This is a genomic window from Streptococcus sp. AM28-20 (assembly GCF_003603595.1).
Lineage (GTDB): Bacteria > Bacillota > Bacilli > Lactobacillales > Streptococcaceae > Streptococcus > Streptococcus ilei.
The window spans coordinates 110,854-126,769 of the sequence record NZ_QTNK01000002.1; the positions used below are offsets into that span (position 1 = coordinate 110,854).

At 43.2% G+C, this 15,916-nt stretch carries 17 protein-coding genes; 1 reads left to right on the top strand and 16 read right to left on the bottom strand.

All coding sequences use genetic code 11. The features are described 5' to 3' along the window. Positions 1 to 213 precede the first annotated feature (213 nt). On the top strand, positions 214 to 1,494 hold the full coding sequence (locus DW738_RS05635; protein ID WP_165852128.1) for a solute carrier family 23 protein: 1,281 nt from the start codon (positions 214 to 216) through the stop codon (positions 1,492 to 1,494). Between the two features lie 31 nt (positions 1,495 to 1,525). Here DW738_RS05635 and DW738_RS05640 read toward each other — a convergent pair whose 3' ends face one another. The 16 genes from DW738_RS05640 to DW738_RS05720 all read right to left on the bottom strand — a co-directional run bounded on the left by DW738_RS05640 (position 1,526) and on the right by DW738_RS05720 (position 15,803). Further along, complete coding sequence (locus DW738_RS05640) at positions 1,526 to 2,425, bottom strand: DUF4299 family protein (RefSeq protein WP_123160559.1); 900 nt, start codon at positions 2,423 to 2,425, stop codon at positions 1,526 to 1,528. Between the two features lie 92 nt (positions 2,426 to 2,517). Continuing rightward, positions 2,518 to 3,501, bottom strand: coding sequence for a rhodanese-related sulfurtransferase (locus tag DW738_RS05645; RefSeq protein WP_023027177.1), 984 nt, complete (start codon positions 3,499 to 3,501; stop codon positions 2,518 to 2,520). 158 nt (positions 3,502 to 3,659) lie between these two features. After that, positions 3,660 to 4,136, bottom strand: coding sequence for a DUF6773 family protein (locus DW738_RS05650; RefSeq protein WP_023027178.1), 477 nt, complete (start codon positions 4,134 to 4,136; stop codon positions 3,660 to 3,662). 29 nt (positions 4,137 to 4,165) lie between these two features. Then, positions 4,166 to 4,360 (bottom strand): helix-turn-helix transcriptional regulator, encoded by a 195-nt coding sequence (locus tag DW738_RS05655; protein WP_023027179.1) that lies wholly within the window; start codon positions 4,358 to 4,360, stop codon positions 4,166 to 4,168. A 297-nt stretch (positions 4,361 to 4,657) separates the two neighbouring features. Then, entirely contained in the window at positions 4,658 to 5,209 is a 552-nt protein-coding gene (locus DW738_RS05665) for an ECF-type riboflavin transporter substrate-binding protein (protein ID WP_123160560.1), read from the bottom strand. Between the two features lie 10 nt (positions 5,210 to 5,219). Next, positions 5,220 to 6,071, bottom strand: a complete 852-nt coding sequence (locus tag DW738_RS05670) for an S-adenosyl-l-methionine hydroxide adenosyltransferase family protein (protein WP_123160561.1) — start codon at positions 6,069 to 6,071, stop codon at positions 5,220 to 5,222. Between the two features lie 17 nt (positions 6,072 to 6,088). Continuing rightward, entirely contained in the window at positions 6,089 to 6,661 is a 573-nt protein-coding gene (locus DW738_RS05675; RefSeq protein WP_207802002.1) for an MptD family putative ECF transporter S component, read from the bottom strand. 21 nt (positions 6,662 to 6,682) lie between these two features. Beyond that, positions 6,683 to 7,375, bottom strand: coding sequence for a methionine ABC transporter permease (locus tag DW738_RS05680; protein ID WP_006595735.1), 693 nt, complete (start codon positions 7,373 to 7,375; stop codon positions 6,683 to 6,685). Beyond that, entirely contained in the window at positions 7,372 to 8,439 is a 1,068-nt protein-coding gene (locus tag DW738_RS05685) for a methionine ABC transporter ATP-binding protein (protein ID WP_123160563.1), read from the bottom strand. Before DW738_RS05685 ends, DW738_RS05680 begins: the two co-directional genes overlap by 4 nt. Then, positions 8,432 to 9,805 carry a M20/M25/M40 family metallo-hydrolase gene (locus tag DW738_RS05690; protein WP_123160564.1) on the bottom strand — a complete coding sequence of 458 codons (1,374 nt, stop codon included), beginning with the start codon at positions 9,803 to 9,805 and terminating at the stop codon, positions 8,432 to 8,434. The genes DW738_RS05685 and DW738_RS05690 overlap by 8 nt, the downstream gene beginning before the upstream one ends. Positions 9,806 to 9,873: 68 nt before the next feature. Continuing rightward, entirely contained in the window at positions 9,874 to 10,746 is an 873-nt protein-coding gene (locus tag DW738_RS05695; RefSeq protein WP_123160565.1) for a MetQ/NlpA family ABC transporter substrate-binding protein, read from the bottom strand. Between the two features lie 33 nt (positions 10,747 to 10,779). After that, positions 10,780 to 11,607 carry an amino acid ABC transporter substrate-binding protein gene (locus tag DW738_RS05700; RefSeq protein ID WP_117744610.1) on the bottom strand — a complete coding sequence of 276 codons (828 nt, stop codon included), beginning with the start codon at positions 11,605 to 11,607 and terminating at the stop codon, positions 10,780 to 10,782. A 127-nt stretch (positions 11,608 to 11,734) separates the two neighbouring features. Continuing rightward, positions 11,735 to 12,877: an amidohydrolase gene (locus DW738_RS05705; protein WP_123160566.1), complete on the bottom strand. Its 1,143-nt coding sequence runs from the start codon at positions 12,875 to 12,877 to the stop codon at positions 11,735 to 11,737. A gap of 187 nt (positions 12,878 to 13,064) precedes the next feature. Next, positions 13,065 to 13,781, bottom strand: a complete 717-nt coding sequence (locus tag DW738_RS05710) for a YebC/PmpR family DNA-binding transcriptional regulator (RefSeq protein WP_006146163.1) — start codon at positions 13,779 to 13,781, stop codon at positions 13,065 to 13,067. Positions 13,782 to 13,961: 180 nt separating this feature from the next. Continuing rightward, entirely contained in the window at positions 13,962 to 15,056 is a 1,095-nt protein-coding gene (locus DW738_RS05715) for a nucleotidyltransferase (protein WP_123160567.1), read from the bottom strand. Between the two features lie 6 nt (positions 15,057 to 15,062). Next, positions 15,063 to 15,803, bottom strand: a complete 741-nt coding sequence (locus DW738_RS05720) for a class I SAM-dependent methyltransferase (RefSeq protein WP_279387288.1) — start codon at positions 15,801 to 15,803, stop codon at positions 15,063 to 15,065. Positions 15,804 to 15,916: the final 113 nt, after the last annotated feature.

A 15,916-nucleotide genomic window follows, 5' to 3' on the forward strand; every position in this document is an offset into this window, starting at 1 on the left:
AAAATTCGTTTACAAAACGGCCTCGCTCTCTCATTTCTAGGCTCGGGAAAAATTCGTTTACAAAACGAATTTTTTCTGCTATACTTCTTAGAAGCAAAGGTTTTTAATGTCATCCCGTGAGGTGACAAAGACACAGAATATGAACAATCTGAGGGCCCTTGCTATGCAAAAAAATTCATGGGCTCTTTTTTGGTGCCCAAAAGTGAGGTTATTATGAAAGAAGAATCAACTGTTGATTTGCTCCTGGATGTCGATCAAAGTCCGGCACCCCTAAAAGGAATCTTATTAAGTTTCCAACACGTTTTTGCTATGTTTGGGGCAACCATTCTGGTACCACTCATCTTAGGCATGCCCGTATCTGTTGCCCTCTTTGCTTCAGGTGTTGGGACGCTGATCTATATGACTTGTACCGGATTTAAAGTCCCTGTCTACCTCGGCTCTTCCTTCGCCTTCATCACAGCCATGGCTCTGGCGATGAAGGAAATGGGCGGAAAAGTCGATGCGGCCCAAACTGGGGTTATCCTGACTGGTCTGATCTACGTGCTTGTCGCAGCAGGTGTTAAAGTTGCTGGCACTCGCTGGATTGACAAATTGCTTCCAGCCGTTGTTATTGGGCCTATGATCATCGTCATTGGTTTAGGGCTTGCAGGATCAGCTGTTAAGAACGCCGGTTTTGTTGAAGGAGGAGACTGGAAAAACGCCCTTGTCGCTGTCGTGACCTTCCTGATCGCTGCCTTCATCAACACCAAAGGAAAAGGCTTCTTCAAAATTATTCCTTTCCTCTTTGCCATTATCGGTGGCTATGTCTTCGCAGTCTGCTTGGGCTTGGTTGACTTCAAACCAGTTCTCAAAGCTAACTGGTTTGAGATTCCTGGCTTCTATCTTCCTTTCAATACAGGTGGTGCCTTCAAACAATACAACTTGTATTTTGGTCCTGAAACCATCGCCATCTTGCCAATCGCTATCGTAACGATTTCAGAACATATCGGTGACCATACAGTACTTAGCCAAATCTGTGGCCGTCAATTCTTGAAACAACCGGGACTTCACCGTACCCTTCTTGGTGACGGAATTGCAACTTCTGTATCGGCCTTTCTTGGTGGTCCAGCTAATACCACTTATGGAGAAAATACAGGAGTGATTGGGATGACTCGTATTGCTTCTGTTTCCGTTATCCGAAATGCTGCTTTGATCGCTATTTCTTTGAGCTTCTTTGGTAAATTTACTGCTCTCATCTCTACCATTCCAAACTCTGTTCTCGGTGGGATGTCCATCCTTCTCTACGGGGTGATCGCAAGTAACGGTTTGAAAGTCTTAATTAAAGAACGCGTTGACTTCAGCTTGATGCGCAACCTAATTATTGCAAGTGCCATGTTGGTTCTTGGACTTGGTGGAGCAACACTGAAACTCGGTCCAGTGACCCTCGCAGGAACAGCTCTCTCAGCTATGACAGGAATCATCCTCAACTTGATCTTGCCACACGAATCAAACTAACAAAAAAAGTTCTCAGAATTGAGAACTTTTTTTATTCGAGTTGGGCCAATTGCAACAAGCGTTCCTTGGACAATTTTTTGATTTCAATTTGATTGGCATCCAATAATTCAAATTCACTTGAGTCCAAAGCATCCAGTAGAGCTTCTATATTCACAGCTGCCACCGGCTTATAACTCTCTGGCATATCGGGATTCCCAGTGATTTCTACTAAGTTCACTTTCCAGTCGATGACCTCATCCATATTGACCTTCTCTACAAACTCTGCAGGCACAAAAGGTACACGTGGTAAAACGGTATCCGTATCTTCTGTTAGACTGTAACTGCCAATGATACCTCCAGTTTCGTTCTGTCGGTAGAAACGGACTTGACTAAAGAAAGCGGAGCTGTATTGTACCTTTTTAACCACTTGACTGAACTCCTCTAAAGGTTGAGGAGAATCTAAGATTTTACGGAGGAGCTCACGATCCAAAATAACAGAATGAGCAAAGCCCTGAAGCTGGTATTGATGAAGGTCTGGATCTTTTTCTAGATTCTGTAAATTCTTCAACAAATAGTTCTCATAGTCAAAAGAGAAAATAGAATCTGCATCATAGCTGGTCCCCAAATTATCGTGAATCTCATTTCCCAACTGGCGAGCAAGGGCGCTGAGCCATTCTAAAATGAGTCGCCAATCTTCAAGGGTTGCAAAATCTGCAAGGATGAACTGATAAGCATGCTCTTGATCCAGATAGCGAAGAATGATTGGCAAACAGCTCTTTCCATAGCGGATACACAGCATAGCTGGAAAATCTTTGAGAGAGCGACTAAGCATGGCTTCCTCAAAACTGTAGGTAAGTACTCCCTCCACCAAATTTAATACATCTTTAGCCGGCATCACTTTTTGATAACCAAACATACTCTTTTTATTTCGAATTGAAAACACAACTGACATTTGTTTTCTCCTTTATGTAATCGCTTACCAAATTATAGCACAAATTTTCATGATTTTCCATATAAAAAAACAGCCAAAGGGCTGTTTTTACCTTATGCAGGTTCTCCATCAAGCGTCTCACCGATAACTGCCAAACGCTCGCTAACTTCTGCTTGTGACATCTTGTGTTCTTCAACATAACGATTGCGTGGGTGAACACGACACTCGTGTGAGCAACCACGGAGGTACTTGTCTTCGTTCTCTTCTGAAGTCAAAATTCGACGGTTACAGAAAGGATTTCCACAGTTGACATAGCGTTCGCAAGGCGTACCATCGAACCAGTCTTTTCCGACAACGCTTGGATCGACATGGTTAACATCAACCGCAATGCGCTCGTCAAAGACGTACATCTTCCCATCCCACAGTTCTCCTTGAACTTCTGGATCTTTTCCGTAAGTTGCGATACCACCATGCAATTGGCCGACATCTTTGTAGCCTTCACGGACCATCCAGCCTGAGAATTTCTCACAGCGAACACCACCCGTACAGTATACTACAACCCGTTTGTCCATGAATTTTTCTTTGTTATCACGAACCCATTGTGGCAACTCGCGGAAGTTGCGAATGTCTGGACGGATAGCTCCACGGAAGTGTCCAAGGTCGTACTCGTAGTCGTTACGAGTATCAAGGACAACGGTATCTTCGTCTAGAAGAGCTTCTTTGAACTCTTTTGGAGACAAATAAGCACCTGTTGTTTCAAGTGGATTAATATCTTCATCGAAGTTTTCATCCTCTAACCCAAGATGAACGATTTCCTTTTTGTAGCGAACAAACATCTTCTTGAAAGCTTGCTCTTCTTCCTCATCCATCTTGAACCAGAGGTCTTCCATACCTGGAAGACTGTGAACGTAGTCCATGTACTTTTGCGTCGTTTCGTAGTCACCAGAAACAGTTCCGTTGATCCCTTCGTCAGCGACTAGGATACGCCCTTTGAGGCCAATCGACTTACAGAAAGCCAAGTGGTCTGCCGCAAATTGTTCTGCGTTTTCGATGGGAACATATTTATAGTAAAGTAAGACACGAATAGGTTTTGCCATAAGATTCTCTTTTCTAAGATTAAATTATCAGAATTTTTCATTCAACTATACCAGTATACTCTCCCAAGAAAACGAATGCAATTTATTTGACCGAAAAATAAAAGCCTGGGACTCCAGACTTTTATTCAAATTCTTTAAAAACTTTTTAAGCTACCCCCTTAGTCCTCTAACTCTGCCTCGATCTTCTTCTGTTTTTTCCGATTGATAAAGGCGAGTGGCTTTTCTAACAGATAAGTCAGAAAGGCAAAGACTAAAATGGCAAGAACGATTTTGAGCAGATACTTGGGACTAAGCATAAAGCTCATCGTTTCCCGCTTTCCAATCACATCCATTACGATCACAAATAAGGCAAATAAGATACCTGAGCCAATGCGACTGAACCAGCTGTCTGTTTCTAACATATCTCGAACATCAATCCCAGAACTAATCCTTCTGACAAGGGCATAAGCTCCCATGGCAATCAAGAGAATGAGCTCTGGTATATAGGCTAGTAGGTCCAAGTCCAGGATACTAGCTTTCACAAAGGCGGATACTGCAATAAAGCAGGTCATTCCAAGAACAAGTTCCCCCGCAATTTTTCCATCAATCAGCATGGTCCGTTCATCTTTTACAATTGGTTCTTTCTTTTGTTTCATATGATTCCTCTTTCTATTGTTAAAAACTGTTACTCCCAGAACAGTTGATCCAGTGTCTTATCCAAGGCCTTACAAATAGCCAGGCAGAGGCTGAGGGTCGGATTGTATTTCCCCGCCTCGATCAAGCCAATGGTCTGGCGCGTCACCCCGATGGCATCTGCAAGATCCCCCTGGGTCATATCATGCTCGACCCGGGCCATTTTTAATTTGAGATTTTTCGCCACATGCTTTTCCTTTCTTGTTTTTATAGCTATATTATACACTATATTTTCTATTTTGCAATATATATCTTACATTTTGTAAAAAATATTTTCGATAAACAAAAAAAGAGGCTGGGACAAAAGTCCTAGCCTCTCAATTGTCTTTGGATTGTCGAGCAAGACGCAGTGGTTGAGTGGGCTCTACTACGCTGATTTCATCAGCTTTTACAGCCCTACTCAACTGTGCGGAGGTGGGACGACGAAATCGAATTCTAACGAATGACCGATTTCTGTCCCACTCTCTTCTCTTCTTATTTACGATTAATCTTTAGATAAACTTCCATCTTTTGTTTGAGTACGGGCATAGGCAATCAAGAGAAGAGAACCTGCAATAGCAACTGTCAAAGCATTAACAGAACCTGCTACAACTCCCTGAAGGAAGACCTTGTTGGCACTTTCTTTGTAGATCATCACATCTCCAATCGGTGCAATCAATCCCCAAATAAGCAAGTTGGCAATTACTTGCACAACGTTAAAGACGATCAATTCTTTCTTGGTCACTTCTCCTTTGAGGTCACCGATTTGTTTGCGGAACAAACCAACAAAGAGACCAAACAAGCCACTAGAAATAATCCAAGTCCACCAGAGGCCATAGGTCATGGCATCTTTAATAGCATGGCCGATTAAGCCCATCAAGAAACCAACAATCGGACCAAAAATCACACTAAAGAGGGCTTGAAGAGCATATTGCAACTGAATATTTGTATTTGGAGCAGGTGCCGGAATTGGAATCATCGCAATCACGACAAAGAGGGCTGCTCCAACCCCAATAGCTACAACATCCTTAATTGAAAAAGCTTGTTTTTGTTTCATATTTTATCTCCTATAAATTTTCCATTTTTCTAATTTCGATATGCCAAGAAGCCCCAACTCCTACATTATAGGCCTTGGCAAAGGATCCCTGGTTGATGGCAAGACCAACACGGTAGAGGGAATTGATATAAAGGATTGGCTGTCCAATCCGCACATCGGCGAAGGACTTACCATAGGTCACTTGGTTTTGGTAAACCAACATGTCATTGTTATAAATGGTTACTTCAAAGCGCTCTCCAAATGCAGGTTCCAAATGATTAAACTCTTCACGAGTAATCGAGGTCCAAAGAGAACCAAAGCGCACATCCAAGATGTCAACGGCTCCTTTGACAAGATTGTCCTCTATAACAGTCTCCACCACCGGAATTTCCACAATGTGTTCGACACTAAGTTCTGGCCCTACTTCCTCAAAGCTGATATGCCCACTGGCTAACTTAGCTCCTGTATAGGCATAGACATCACGCCCGTGAAAGGTATAAGAAAACTCTGTATTGGCCCGGCGGTTTTTGACCTCTGAAATCTCACGAATGGCAACGATTCCTACATGTTTCTTGATAAAAGACAAAGTCCCATTATCCGGAGTAACAATGTATTGATTCTTCGCTGTTTTGGCTACGACGCTCTTTCGTTTAGAGCCGACACCCGGATCAACGACCGAAACAAAGGTTGTTCCTTCTGGCCAGTAATCCACCGTCTGAAAGAGGCGGTAACTTCCTTCAAAGATGTTATAAGGGGTAATGTCATGGGTCAAGTGGTGAATCTTGAGGGTCGGCGACTCTTCTAAAGCAACCCCGATCATAGCAGAGACAGCCCCATCTACCAGACCAAAGTCTGACTGAAGGACTAGTAAATTATTGTGCATATTTCTTCTCCATCATCTTATTTTCTATCTAGCTTTTGATAGACCAATTGTCCAAGAAGATAACCTAGTAGAGCTCCAAGAAGAAGGGTCAATAAAAACCAGCTTACTGTCTCCATATTCGACGGTACCATAACACGTTCGATATAATCCATCGCTTTCCCACGGGCTAGTAAAGAAGCACGGTAACTAGCCGGTTGGATCCACATCATCAGAATGGGCCCTGTCGTCGTAAAGGAAAAGAGGAGGAAAGACAGCGCATTGCCTACCTTCGACTGGTAGTGTCCACGGGCTGCGACCAATTCGGCCAAAAGACCTCCAATAACAGCAGGAAGAAAGGCTCCAGCCCCATGACGGGTGAAAAGGAAAAAGGCACCAATCACAAGAGCGACTATTAGAATGGCTCCTGTTCGTTGAATTTTTTCAACATAGACTCGATAGATCCCTCCACCCACTAGGGCGGAGAAAGCTGGAGCATAAAACATATTTCCTCGATTGTCAACCAGACTTCCCAGTAGGACGCCTAAGCCAATGGCAAGAAAATACAAGCCTGCAAAGGCTGCAACCTGCTTAAACTGATGTTTCTGTATCATTTTTATTTACCTTACCCATCCTCACCGGTGACTAATTTTTTTGGTTAAGAAATCACCAATAAATTGAATAAAGAAAATCAACAGCAGAATCAAGAAGGTCGCTAGTAAGGTAACGTCATTATTAAAGCGTTGGTAACCATAAGAAATAGCTACATTTCCTAGACCTCCCGCTCCAATCGCTCCCGCCATAGCTGTTTCACCAACCAAGGAAATGAGGGTCACGGTTGTGACGCGAATCAAATCAGGAAGTCCTTCACGAAGATAGACACCAACAATATCCCAGAAGGTTGCCCCACTTGCTTGAGCTGCTTCAATCACACCTCGGTCAAGCTCAGATAAAACAACTTGAACTTGGCGGGCAAAGAAAGGAAAGACAGCTAAAGATAGGGGAACTAAGGCTGCCGTAGGACCAATCCCTGTTCCGACAATCATGCGAGTAAAGGGATTGATCAAGGCTAGCAAGATGATAAAAGGAATCGCACGGAAGATGGAAGTGATTTTATCCAAGATATGGAAAACCAATTTATTCTCGATAATCCCACCAGGTGCTGTCAAGACCAGCAATAAGCCTGCAATTAGTCCTAATAAACCACCAATCACAAAAGAGATAAAGGTCATGTAAAGGGTCAGATAAATCGCTGTTCCCCATCCAGCTTGGCCACTCCAACCCATCCGATAAACATTTGGTAGATAGGTTTGAATAAAGTCAATCATGCATTACTCCCTTCTTTTAAGACACGCACAGAAACACCTGCTGCTTGTAGATCCCGCTGTGCTGCAGATAGATTCGCTGCTTCCCCAGTTAGGATAACAACCAATTCACCAACAGGGGTATGATCCAAAATTTCAATATTTCCGTGTAGAATATTTGCAGACACTTGGTACTGTTTATAAATATCGTTGATAATCGCTGTGTCTGTCACCGAACCAGAATATTTCAAATGAGCTAAAACAGAATCAGCTGGCAATTGCTTAACAATTTGTTGCTGGTTGATTTTCACCATGGCTTCATCGATTCCTGTTGCAGTTGTGATGAAGTCTTGTGTCAATTCATTCTTAGGATTAGAGAAGATATCTAAAACAGACCCCTCTTCAATCAATTCACCATTTTGCATGACAGCCACTCGATTGGCAATGTCTTTGACAATTTGCATTTCATGGGTAATCAAGACCACTGTCAAGCCCAACTTCTGGTTCAGCTCTTGTAGAAGAGCAAGGATTTGTTTGGTTGTTTTTGGATCTAGGGCCGATGTTGATTCGTCAGAAATCAAAATCTTTGGATCGTTAGCAAGTGCACGCGCAATCGCCACCCGTTGCTTTTGTCCACCAGACAATTGAGCCGGATAGTTGTCCGCCCGATCTGACAGTCCAACTAGTTCCAACAACTTAGCTACTTTTTCAGCCTTTTGTTCTTTAGATAAGTTTGAATGTTTGAGGGCAAAAGCCACGTTTTCAGCAGCGGTCATTTGGGCCATTAGATTGAAATGTTGGAAAATCATACCAATGTCCCGACGTTTTTGGCGTAAAGCAGCCGCATTTAGGGTCACCTGATTTTGATAGATGACATCCCCATCTACGGTGATCGTTCCCGCTGTTGGTACTTGCAAGAGATTAATGACCCGTACAAGAGTTGATTTCCCTGCTCCAGAATAACCAACAATCCCGTAAATATCCCCTTCATTGATATGAATGGTCACATCCTTTACAGCTGAAATTTCACGTTTTTTCTGATGAAAGGTAACATCGATATGGTCCAATTTGATAATTTCTTTACTCATAACTTGTGATTAACTCCTTAATTAATTCAATATGGGTATAGTAGTCAGCAATTTTCACATTCTCATCCCCACCATGATCTCGACTATTGGCATTTCCGATTCCAAAGGCAGCCATTGGCACTTGCAAGGCCTCAAAGACCGTATGCATGGGACCAGTGCCTGCAGTTGTTGGAAGGACACAGACCCCTTCTGGATAAAAGCGTTTGGCCAGATCAATGACATTGAGAATGGAAGGCGCACTCATATCGCTCCGATAACTCATTTCCCCTAGTGTATAGACGAGATCAATCTTCTCAAAGCCATTTTTATCCAACTGAGCACGAATCAATTCTAAGACTTGTTTGGGTTCCAAGCCAGGCACCAACCGAACTTCCATCTTGGCTCGAGCTTCTGCAGGTAGAATGGTTTTGACTCCTTGACCCTGATAGCCTGTCCCCAAGCCTTCAATGTTCATGGCAGGTTCAAAATAAAATCGTTTCAAGAACTCACTGCGTTCCTCTTTCAAGATAGGCAATTGGAGATTGTAAATCTCTGTCACATCGTCTGCCGTTTTATTGGCATAACGGTCAATCAAGGCCAGTTCCCGCTCGTTAGGCTCCTCAATCAAATCATAGAGACCATCCACCAAGATGCGACCGTCTTTATCTCGAAGGCTGGACAAAGCATTGAGCAGATACCAGGATGCTGACTCCACCACCCCACCATAGCTGGAATGGATATCCACATCTGCACTTTTGACCACCATGTCAAAGGTAACAATCCCCTTGTTTCCACCTGAGATTTCCAGTTCCCCTTGTTGGTTACGGGTCCCTTGTTCCCAGACTAAGAGGTCTGCCCCACGCAAGTGTTTTTTATGCTTGGCTAGATACTTGTCCAGATCCGTTGAGGCAGATTCTTCTGCTCCTTCGATAATGAAGGTAATGTTGACCGGAAGGTCGCCATTCTCACGGATATATTTCCGAATAGCCGTTAAGCGTGCGGTAATATGCCCCTTGTCGTCATCTACCCCTCGACCATACATGGTCCCATAATGGACCGAAAGCGTGAAGGGATCACTTGTCCAAGGCTGGTCGCCATCTGCTGGAACTGTATCGTAATGGTTGTAGAAAATGATGGTCTTAGCATCCGGATTGGGTGAAACAAATTTAGCAATAACAAATGGCGCTGTATAACTGTCATCAACAGTTACCTTAGCCCCTGCAGCTGTGAAGATTTCTCCCAAGTAGGTTGCCACTTCTCTTAGACCAATCTGCTGGGCAAAGATGGAGCGCTTGGAGATGAGAGTTCTTAGGACTTCAAAATAATGCTGAGCGACCTCATCGTTTTCAAATTTGCGTATTTGTTCTGTCTCTCTTGGATTCGACATCATTTCCTCCTACTATACACGATAAGAGGTAGAGAAAATCTTCTCCACCTCTCTATTCATCCTCTTGATTACCAAACTGGTTGGTCCATACCGTCTGAAGATTCTTCAATCACTTTCTTCACATTGTCAGTATGGTAGGCTTTGATAATAGCTTCGATTGCTTTCGCTTTATCAGATGATTTCCAATCTTTCTTAGCTGCAATCAAGTTATACCATTGTTTAGAGTTGCTGTTTGCTTTTTCTACAAAGAGAGCTTTCTTGTAATCAATACCTGCTTCACGAACAAAAGTGTTATTGATGATCGCTGCATCAACTGATGGAAGTGAAGAAGCTGTTTGAGAAGCGTCCAACTCAGAAATTGTCAAATTCTTTGGATTGTCTTTGATGTTGCTGATGGTAGCCAATTCCCCATCTTTTGTATCCAACTTGATCAAACCAGCTGATTCTAATACATACAAAGCACGGCTTTCGTTTGTTGGGTCGTTTGGTACTGCAATCGTTCCTTTTTCAGGAATGTCTTTCACATCTGTGTATTTGTTCTTTCCATCTTTTGTACCAGAGTAAATACGGATTGGCGCAATGTAAGTATCTGCAACAGAAACTAGGTCTGCGTTGTTTTCTTTGTTCCAGTTTTCAAGATAGTTGTAATGTTGGAAAGCATTGATATCCACATCGCCATCACGAACAGCTTGGTTTGGTTGTGAGTAGTCTGTAAACTGAGTGAATTCCAATTTGATGTTTGCTTTTGCATCATCTAAGTTCTTTTGCACTTCTTTCCAACGAGCTTCTTCTGTATCACTTAAGTTCATCACCCCAACTTTAACAGTTGTCACACCATCTTTATCAGATGATTTAGATGATTTTGAAGAACCACATGCTGCTAAAGCAAATGTTGCAACGGTAGCAAGAGCTGCTACTCCAAAAAGTTTTGTTAATTTCATATTCTTTTCTCCTTATGATGTTTTTAAATAACCTTATTTAATATCAGAAGCTTCTGGAAGGAAAGTTCCACCGAAGTACTTCTTAGACAATTTTTCCAGTGTCCCATCTTCGTACAATTCTTTGATCCGTTTGTTGACGAAGGTTTCCAATTCTTTCTCACCTTTAGCAAGGATTGGGTATACGTATGGTTGTTTATCGCTTGGTAGTTCGATGACCTCCAAGTTATCCAAGCCTTGGTCCTTGATGATGGCCTCAACTGTCAAACGTTCAAAAATCTTATAATCTGAACGGCCATCGCTCAAATTAGCCAGAATGGATTGGATGGTACCCTCTGTATATTTGAGCTCTGTTGGATTATCCTTGTGCTCTTCATTGTAGGCTTCCAACTGTTTCGCTGTAGATGTACCTTGGATGACCTCTGTAGACTTGCCACCGATATCATCTAATGACTTGATGCCTGATCCTTTTTTAACCACTAAGACCACTGGGTTCTTTGCGTAAGGATTTGGATACAAGTATTTTTCCGCACGTTTTTCATCGTAGCTAAGGTTGCTGACACCGATTTGGTAACGATCACCGTCTAAGCCTGCAAAGATTGAAGACCACTCCGTCTTATTAAAGTTGACTTCATATTTATCTGATCCTTTGAAGATTTCACGCATGACTTCGATTTCATAACCCGTCAATTCACCATCCTTATCATAAGTGAAGGGTTTGGTTGTTCCAACCGTAGCGACTTCAATGGTCCGTTTTCCACTTGATTGACTTGATGACTTTGATGAGCAGGCTACCAAAGTCCCAACTGCCGCCAAGCCCACAAGACTCAAACCAACATATTTGATGAATTTATTCAATTTCATTTGTTCTCCTTTTCACTAAAATTGTTTATTCCTCTGTAAAAAAACAGCTTTTTCCATCATATCAAAATTCCTAACTCTTGGGTATTATATTTTCTTTATAGAGGTGATAGGTTTTATCTATCACGTCTCATTTGGTTGAAAATTTTTCCAGCAAAGCGAGGGCATTTTCTACGTAATAGGGAACCGATACTGCAAAAGCAGCATCATCTATGACCATGCTATCATGGTGGAGATCCGGTGCATCCGGTGCACCATTCGATCCAATAAAAGCAAAAACCCCTGGGATTTTCTCCTGATAAAAGGCGAAATCTTCACCCGCTGTCGATGGCTGAGCCTCTACAACTTCTGCAAAAGACTTAGACCAGCGAAAGACTTTTTTAGCCAAGGCCTTATCATTATAGGTGACCGGGGGCGTCTTGCCCCATTCAAACTGGACCATGACTCCTGTACTATTGGAGATTTGCTCAATCACGCGAATGAAATCCGCTTTTAGGCGTTTCTGGAGATCTGGATTAAAGGTTCGAATAGTTCCTTCAAAATAACCAGACTTTGGTAGAACATTCCAGGTTGAACCAGCTTCGATATGGGTCACAGATAGAACGGCTGTCTCAAATGGCGAAACCGTGCGAGAGACCAAAGTCTGCAACTGCTGGACCATACTAGTGATTGCTACAACAGTGTCCAAACCGAGATCCGGCCTGGCAGCATGACTGCTCACCCCAGTGACAGTCACCTTAAATTTTTCAACCCCTGCCATCATAGCTCCTGGACGCAAGGCCAACTGACCCGCAGGCAAAGACGGCATATTGTGAAATCCGAGGATAGCCTCTACATCTTCTAGGAGTCCGGTCGCTAATACAGCAGATGCTCCTTCAGAAGTCTCCTCAGCCGGCTGAAAGATGAAGCGAATCGTTCCCTTTAAGTCCGCTTCCATACCTTTTAGGACTTCTGCAGCCCCTAAGAGGCTCACCTGATGGAAGTCATGACCACAGGCATGCATGACACCAGGGTTTTGACTTTGATAGTCGAGACCCGTGTTCTCCTGAATTGGAAGGGCATCAATATCTGCGCGAAGGGCAATGATAGGTTTACCCTGCCCAATTTCAGCAATCAAGCCTGTTTTTAATCCACTGTTTAAAATGCGTACACCAAGCTTTTCCAAATAGGCTTTGAGATAAGCTGTGGTTTGGTATTCTTGTCCAGACAATTCTGGATGCTGATGCACATAATGCCGAATGGGCACTAGATTTTCATAGGAAAATGAAACCATTTCTCGTCCCCTTTCTAGCATAGTTCTATTCTATCACTGTGATCTCTATTCGTCTAATTCCTATTTTTTTCTCTCAGTTATAGCTAGGGACTATATCATTGTTTTCATGACCTCTCCCACCTTTCCTAAAAAGCCGAAGCACAAGAAAAAAACCTTTGAAGAAATCATCTTCAAAGGTCTATTTCTATTAGAATCCATCCACGTTGGTGTAGATTTTTTGAACATCTTCGTCGTCTTCAAGAACACTGTAGAGTTTTTCAAAGGTCTCCAAGTCTTCACCTGACAATTCCACTTCAGACTGAGGAATCATCTCCAATTCAGTCACTTGGAATTCTTCAATACCTGATTCACGCAAAGCAACGATAGCCTTGTGAAGGTCAGTTGGAGCTGTGTAAACAGTGATGGTTCCTTCTTCTGCTTCGACATCGTCTACATCCACATCTGCTTCGAGCAAAAGCTCAAAGATAGCATCCGCATCGTCACCAGCAAAGACGATGACACCCTTGTTGTCAAAGAGGTAAGATACAGAACCAGAAGCTCCCATGTTCCCGCCATTTTTACCAAAAGCCGCACGGACATTGGCAGCTGTACGGTTAACATTTGACGTCAAGGTATCAACGATCAACATAGAACCATTTGGTCCGAACCCTTCGTAACGTCCTTCTGTAAAGGTTTCGTCCGTGTTCCCTTTTGCCTTATCGATCGCTTTATCAATCACGTGTTTTGGCACTTGCGCTTGTTTCGCACGGTCGATAACGAATTTCAAAGCAGTATTCAATTCTGGATCTGGCTCACCCTTTTTAGCGGCTACATAGATCTCAACACCAAATTTGGCATATACTTTTGAGTTGGCACCATCTTTGGCAGTTTTCTTGGCTACAATATTGGCCCATTTACGTCCCATGAGGATTCTCCTTGTGTTTGGTTCATATTATTTTCAATCTTTAACATTATATCACAAATCGCCTAACTTAGACTAGAATTTTCTATTTTTAACGGTGGATTTTATTGGAATTTTCTTCCAGCAGAGAACTTGATAATTCTATATCAGCTATCAAAAAATCCCCACCCTCAAGTAAACTATTTATTCTTCCACTCTCACCGGCACCCGGCCCCAGGTTTGTTCCGGTAGTTGGGGATGCCCCAATTGATAGACTTGGTCCGCTTGCTGGCTCAAGGAATCCCAAGGTTCTCTGCCAATTCGTGTCACAACGTTCACTTGACCTTTTAATGACTTGAGGTGGGCTTGTCCTTTCTCAGTAAATCCTAAGACATGGATAGCGGTCGGCAAGATTTCTTCTCTCGCACCTACTAAGATATAAGTCAAGATTCGGCGCACACGCGCCTTGGTATAGCGCTTGGTTGCCACCTGGTTAACCAAGTCTTCCACAGAGCTCGCGCTTCGAATGGTATCCTTTATCCGATTGGCCAGTTCTTCATTGACCTGAAATATCTGTGTCAGATCCGGATGGGTTAAAATTTGATAATTGAGCAGTTGATAGTAATCCTCCCAAGTCACCTGCGGAGCCGACTGATAGAGTTGGCTATTGGGCATAAATTTGTCGACAAAGTCCTGATCTTCCTTGTGTAGGCGTAGACTTGTAGCAGAAGCATAGGCCACTTCTTTTTCTTCCGAATGGTAACCCGCTCCCTGTCGTTGGATGGGCTTAAGCGCAATCGCCTTCCCAGCACAAGCCTTGGCATAGGCTAGCCCTAGGATATGGTTGGGAGTAGCCCCTGTAAACTCCACTCCAGCAAAGGTTTCCCAGGTTTTTTGGGTCTTTTGTGGATAGGATAACTCTTCTGGAAGGCTTCGCAGGAAAGCTTCCATTTCTCTTTCTTTCTCAGAGTAAACTGTCGCAATCGCTTGGTAATCCAAGACTTCTTCTGTCCCAAAGGTCAATTGATCAATTCCCAGACGGGACAAGATCTCTACCGCTCCTTTGGCAAAATGGTCAGCTGACTGAACAGCCACGAGAAAGGGGAGCTCGACCACCAGGTCCGCTCCATTTTCCAAAGCCATCTGGGCCCGTATCCACTTGTCTACAATGGCAGGCTCACCACGTTGAACAAAATTCCCGGACATGGCAACAATCTTCAGTCCCTCTGCTTGTTCCAACAGGTACTTATGGCCATTGTGAAAAGGGTTAAATTCTGCAATAATTCCTGTAACTGTCATGCTGTCCTACTTCTGTGCTACGAAAAACCATCGTTTGCTGGTCTTTGTTGGCTCCTTATCTTCAAAGTCCGCGAAGAGTTTAAAGGATTTAAAGCCAGCCTGCTCCAATAAGATGTCATAGGTTAAGACTTCATAGGTGCGTTCTTCATGGACTTCATCGTGGCGACTAAAGGAGCCATCCTCTTCTTGAATAAAGAAGGTCAGCTCATGGACAATCGAGTGAGGGGCTTCATCCTCGTAGGTATCCCAGAGCATGGCAAAATCTTCGGCATTTTCATGGTAAGAATAGCCTGGAAAAACCTCATCAGTCTGGTAGGTCGAATGGACATCAAAGATAAAGACCCCATCTTCATTAAGAGCATTGTAGACTTCTTTGAAGACATCTCCCACTTCCACTTCATCCTGCATGTAGCAGATAGAATCGGAATAGCAGGTCACAAAGTCGTAGCTCCCTGTTTGCGACAAGTCCAACATGTTGCCCTCGATAAAATCAATCTTTTGCTGGGCTGAAGCCGCTCTTTTCTCAGCGATTTTCAGCATATCAGCACTCAGGTCTAACCCTGTCACATCAAAACCAGCTTGGGAAAAACGGACAGACTGAATACCTGTTCCACAAGCTAATTCCAGTAATTTTTTCTTATCTTTTGTCTTTGGGAGATGGCGGAGGGAAAATTCCGTCCACAAATCATACAGACTGTCATCCATGACCGCATCATAGACAGCCGCAAAGGTTTCATAAGTCGCCATAATCATGATACAAAGAGCGTTAAAGACATAGAGAAAATAGAAAGCTTTCCGACGTATCATCAGACACCAAGAAAGTTACTCTGTTTCTCACAGCTTTTAGCTCGTGTTCCGTT

What these genes read in the sequence shown, in the direction of transcription:
- DW738_RS05710 (WP_006146163.1), bottom strand. Translation starts at nt 13,781, where the DNA reads ATGGGACGTAAATGGGCCAATATTGTAGCCAAGAAAACTGCCAAAGAT.
- DW738_RS05695 (WP_123160565.1), bottom strand. Translation starts at nt 10,746, where the DNA reads ATGAAATTAACAAAACTTTTTGGAGTAGCAGCTCTTGCTACCGTTGCA.
- DW738_RS05705 (WP_123160566.1), bottom strand. Translation starts at nt 12,877, where the DNA reads ATGGTTTCATTTTCCTATGAAAATCTAGTGCCCATTCGGCATTATGTG.
- DW738_RS05680 (WP_006595735.1), bottom strand. Translation starts at nt 7,375, where the DNA reads ATGATTGACTTTATTCAAACCTATCTACCAAATGTTTATCGGATGGGT.
- DW738_RS05685 (WP_123160563.1), bottom strand. Translation starts at nt 8,439, where the DNA reads ATGAGTAAAGAAATTATCAAATTGGACCATATCGATGTTACCTTTCAT.
- DW738_RS05635 (WP_165852128.1), top strand. Translation starts at nt 214, where the DNA reads ATGAAAGAAGAATCAACTGTTGATTTGCTCCTGGATGTCGATCAAAGT.
- DW738_RS05690 (WP_123160564.1), bottom strand. Translation starts at nt 9,805, where the DNA reads ATGTCGAATCCAAGAGAGACAGAACAAATACGCAAATTTGAAAACGAT.
- DW738_RS05715 (WP_123160567.1), bottom strand. Translation starts at nt 15,056, where the DNA reads ATGACAGTTACAGGAATTATTGCAGAATTTAACCCTTTTCACAATGGC.
- DW738_RS05645 (WP_023027177.1), bottom strand. Translation starts at nt 3,501, where the DNA reads ATGGCAAAACCTATTCGTGTCTTACTTTACTATAAATATGTTCCCATC.
- DW738_RS05720 (WP_279387288.1), bottom strand. Translation starts at nt 15,803, where the DNA reads ATGGCGACTTATGAAACCTTTGCGGCTGTCTATGATGCGGTCATGGAT.
- DW738_RS05700 (WP_117744610.1), bottom strand. Translation starts at nt 11,607, where the DNA reads ATGAAATTGAATAAATTCATCAAATATGTTGGTTTGAGTCTTGTGGGC.
- DW738_RS05675 (WP_207802002.1), bottom strand. Translation starts at nt 6,661, where the DNA reads ATGATACAGAAACATCAGTTTAAGCAGGTTGCAGCCTTTGCAGGCTTG.
- DW738_RS05670 (WP_123160561.1), bottom strand. Translation starts at nt 6,071, where the DNA reads ATGCACAATAATTTACTAGTCCTTCAGTCAGACTTTGGTCTGGTAGAT.
- DW738_RS05640 (WP_123160559.1), bottom strand. Translation starts at nt 2,425, where the DNA reads ATGTCAGTTGTGTTTTCAATTCGAAATAAAAAGAGTATGTTTGGTTAT.
- DW738_RS05650 (WP_023027178.1), bottom strand. Translation starts at nt 4,136, where the DNA reads ATGAAACAAAAGAAAGAACCAATTGTAAAAGATGAACGGACCATGCTG.
- DW738_RS05665 (WP_123160560.1), bottom strand. Translation starts at nt 5,209, where the DNA reads ATGAAACAAAAACAAGCTTTTTCAATTAAGGATGTTGTAGCTATTGGG.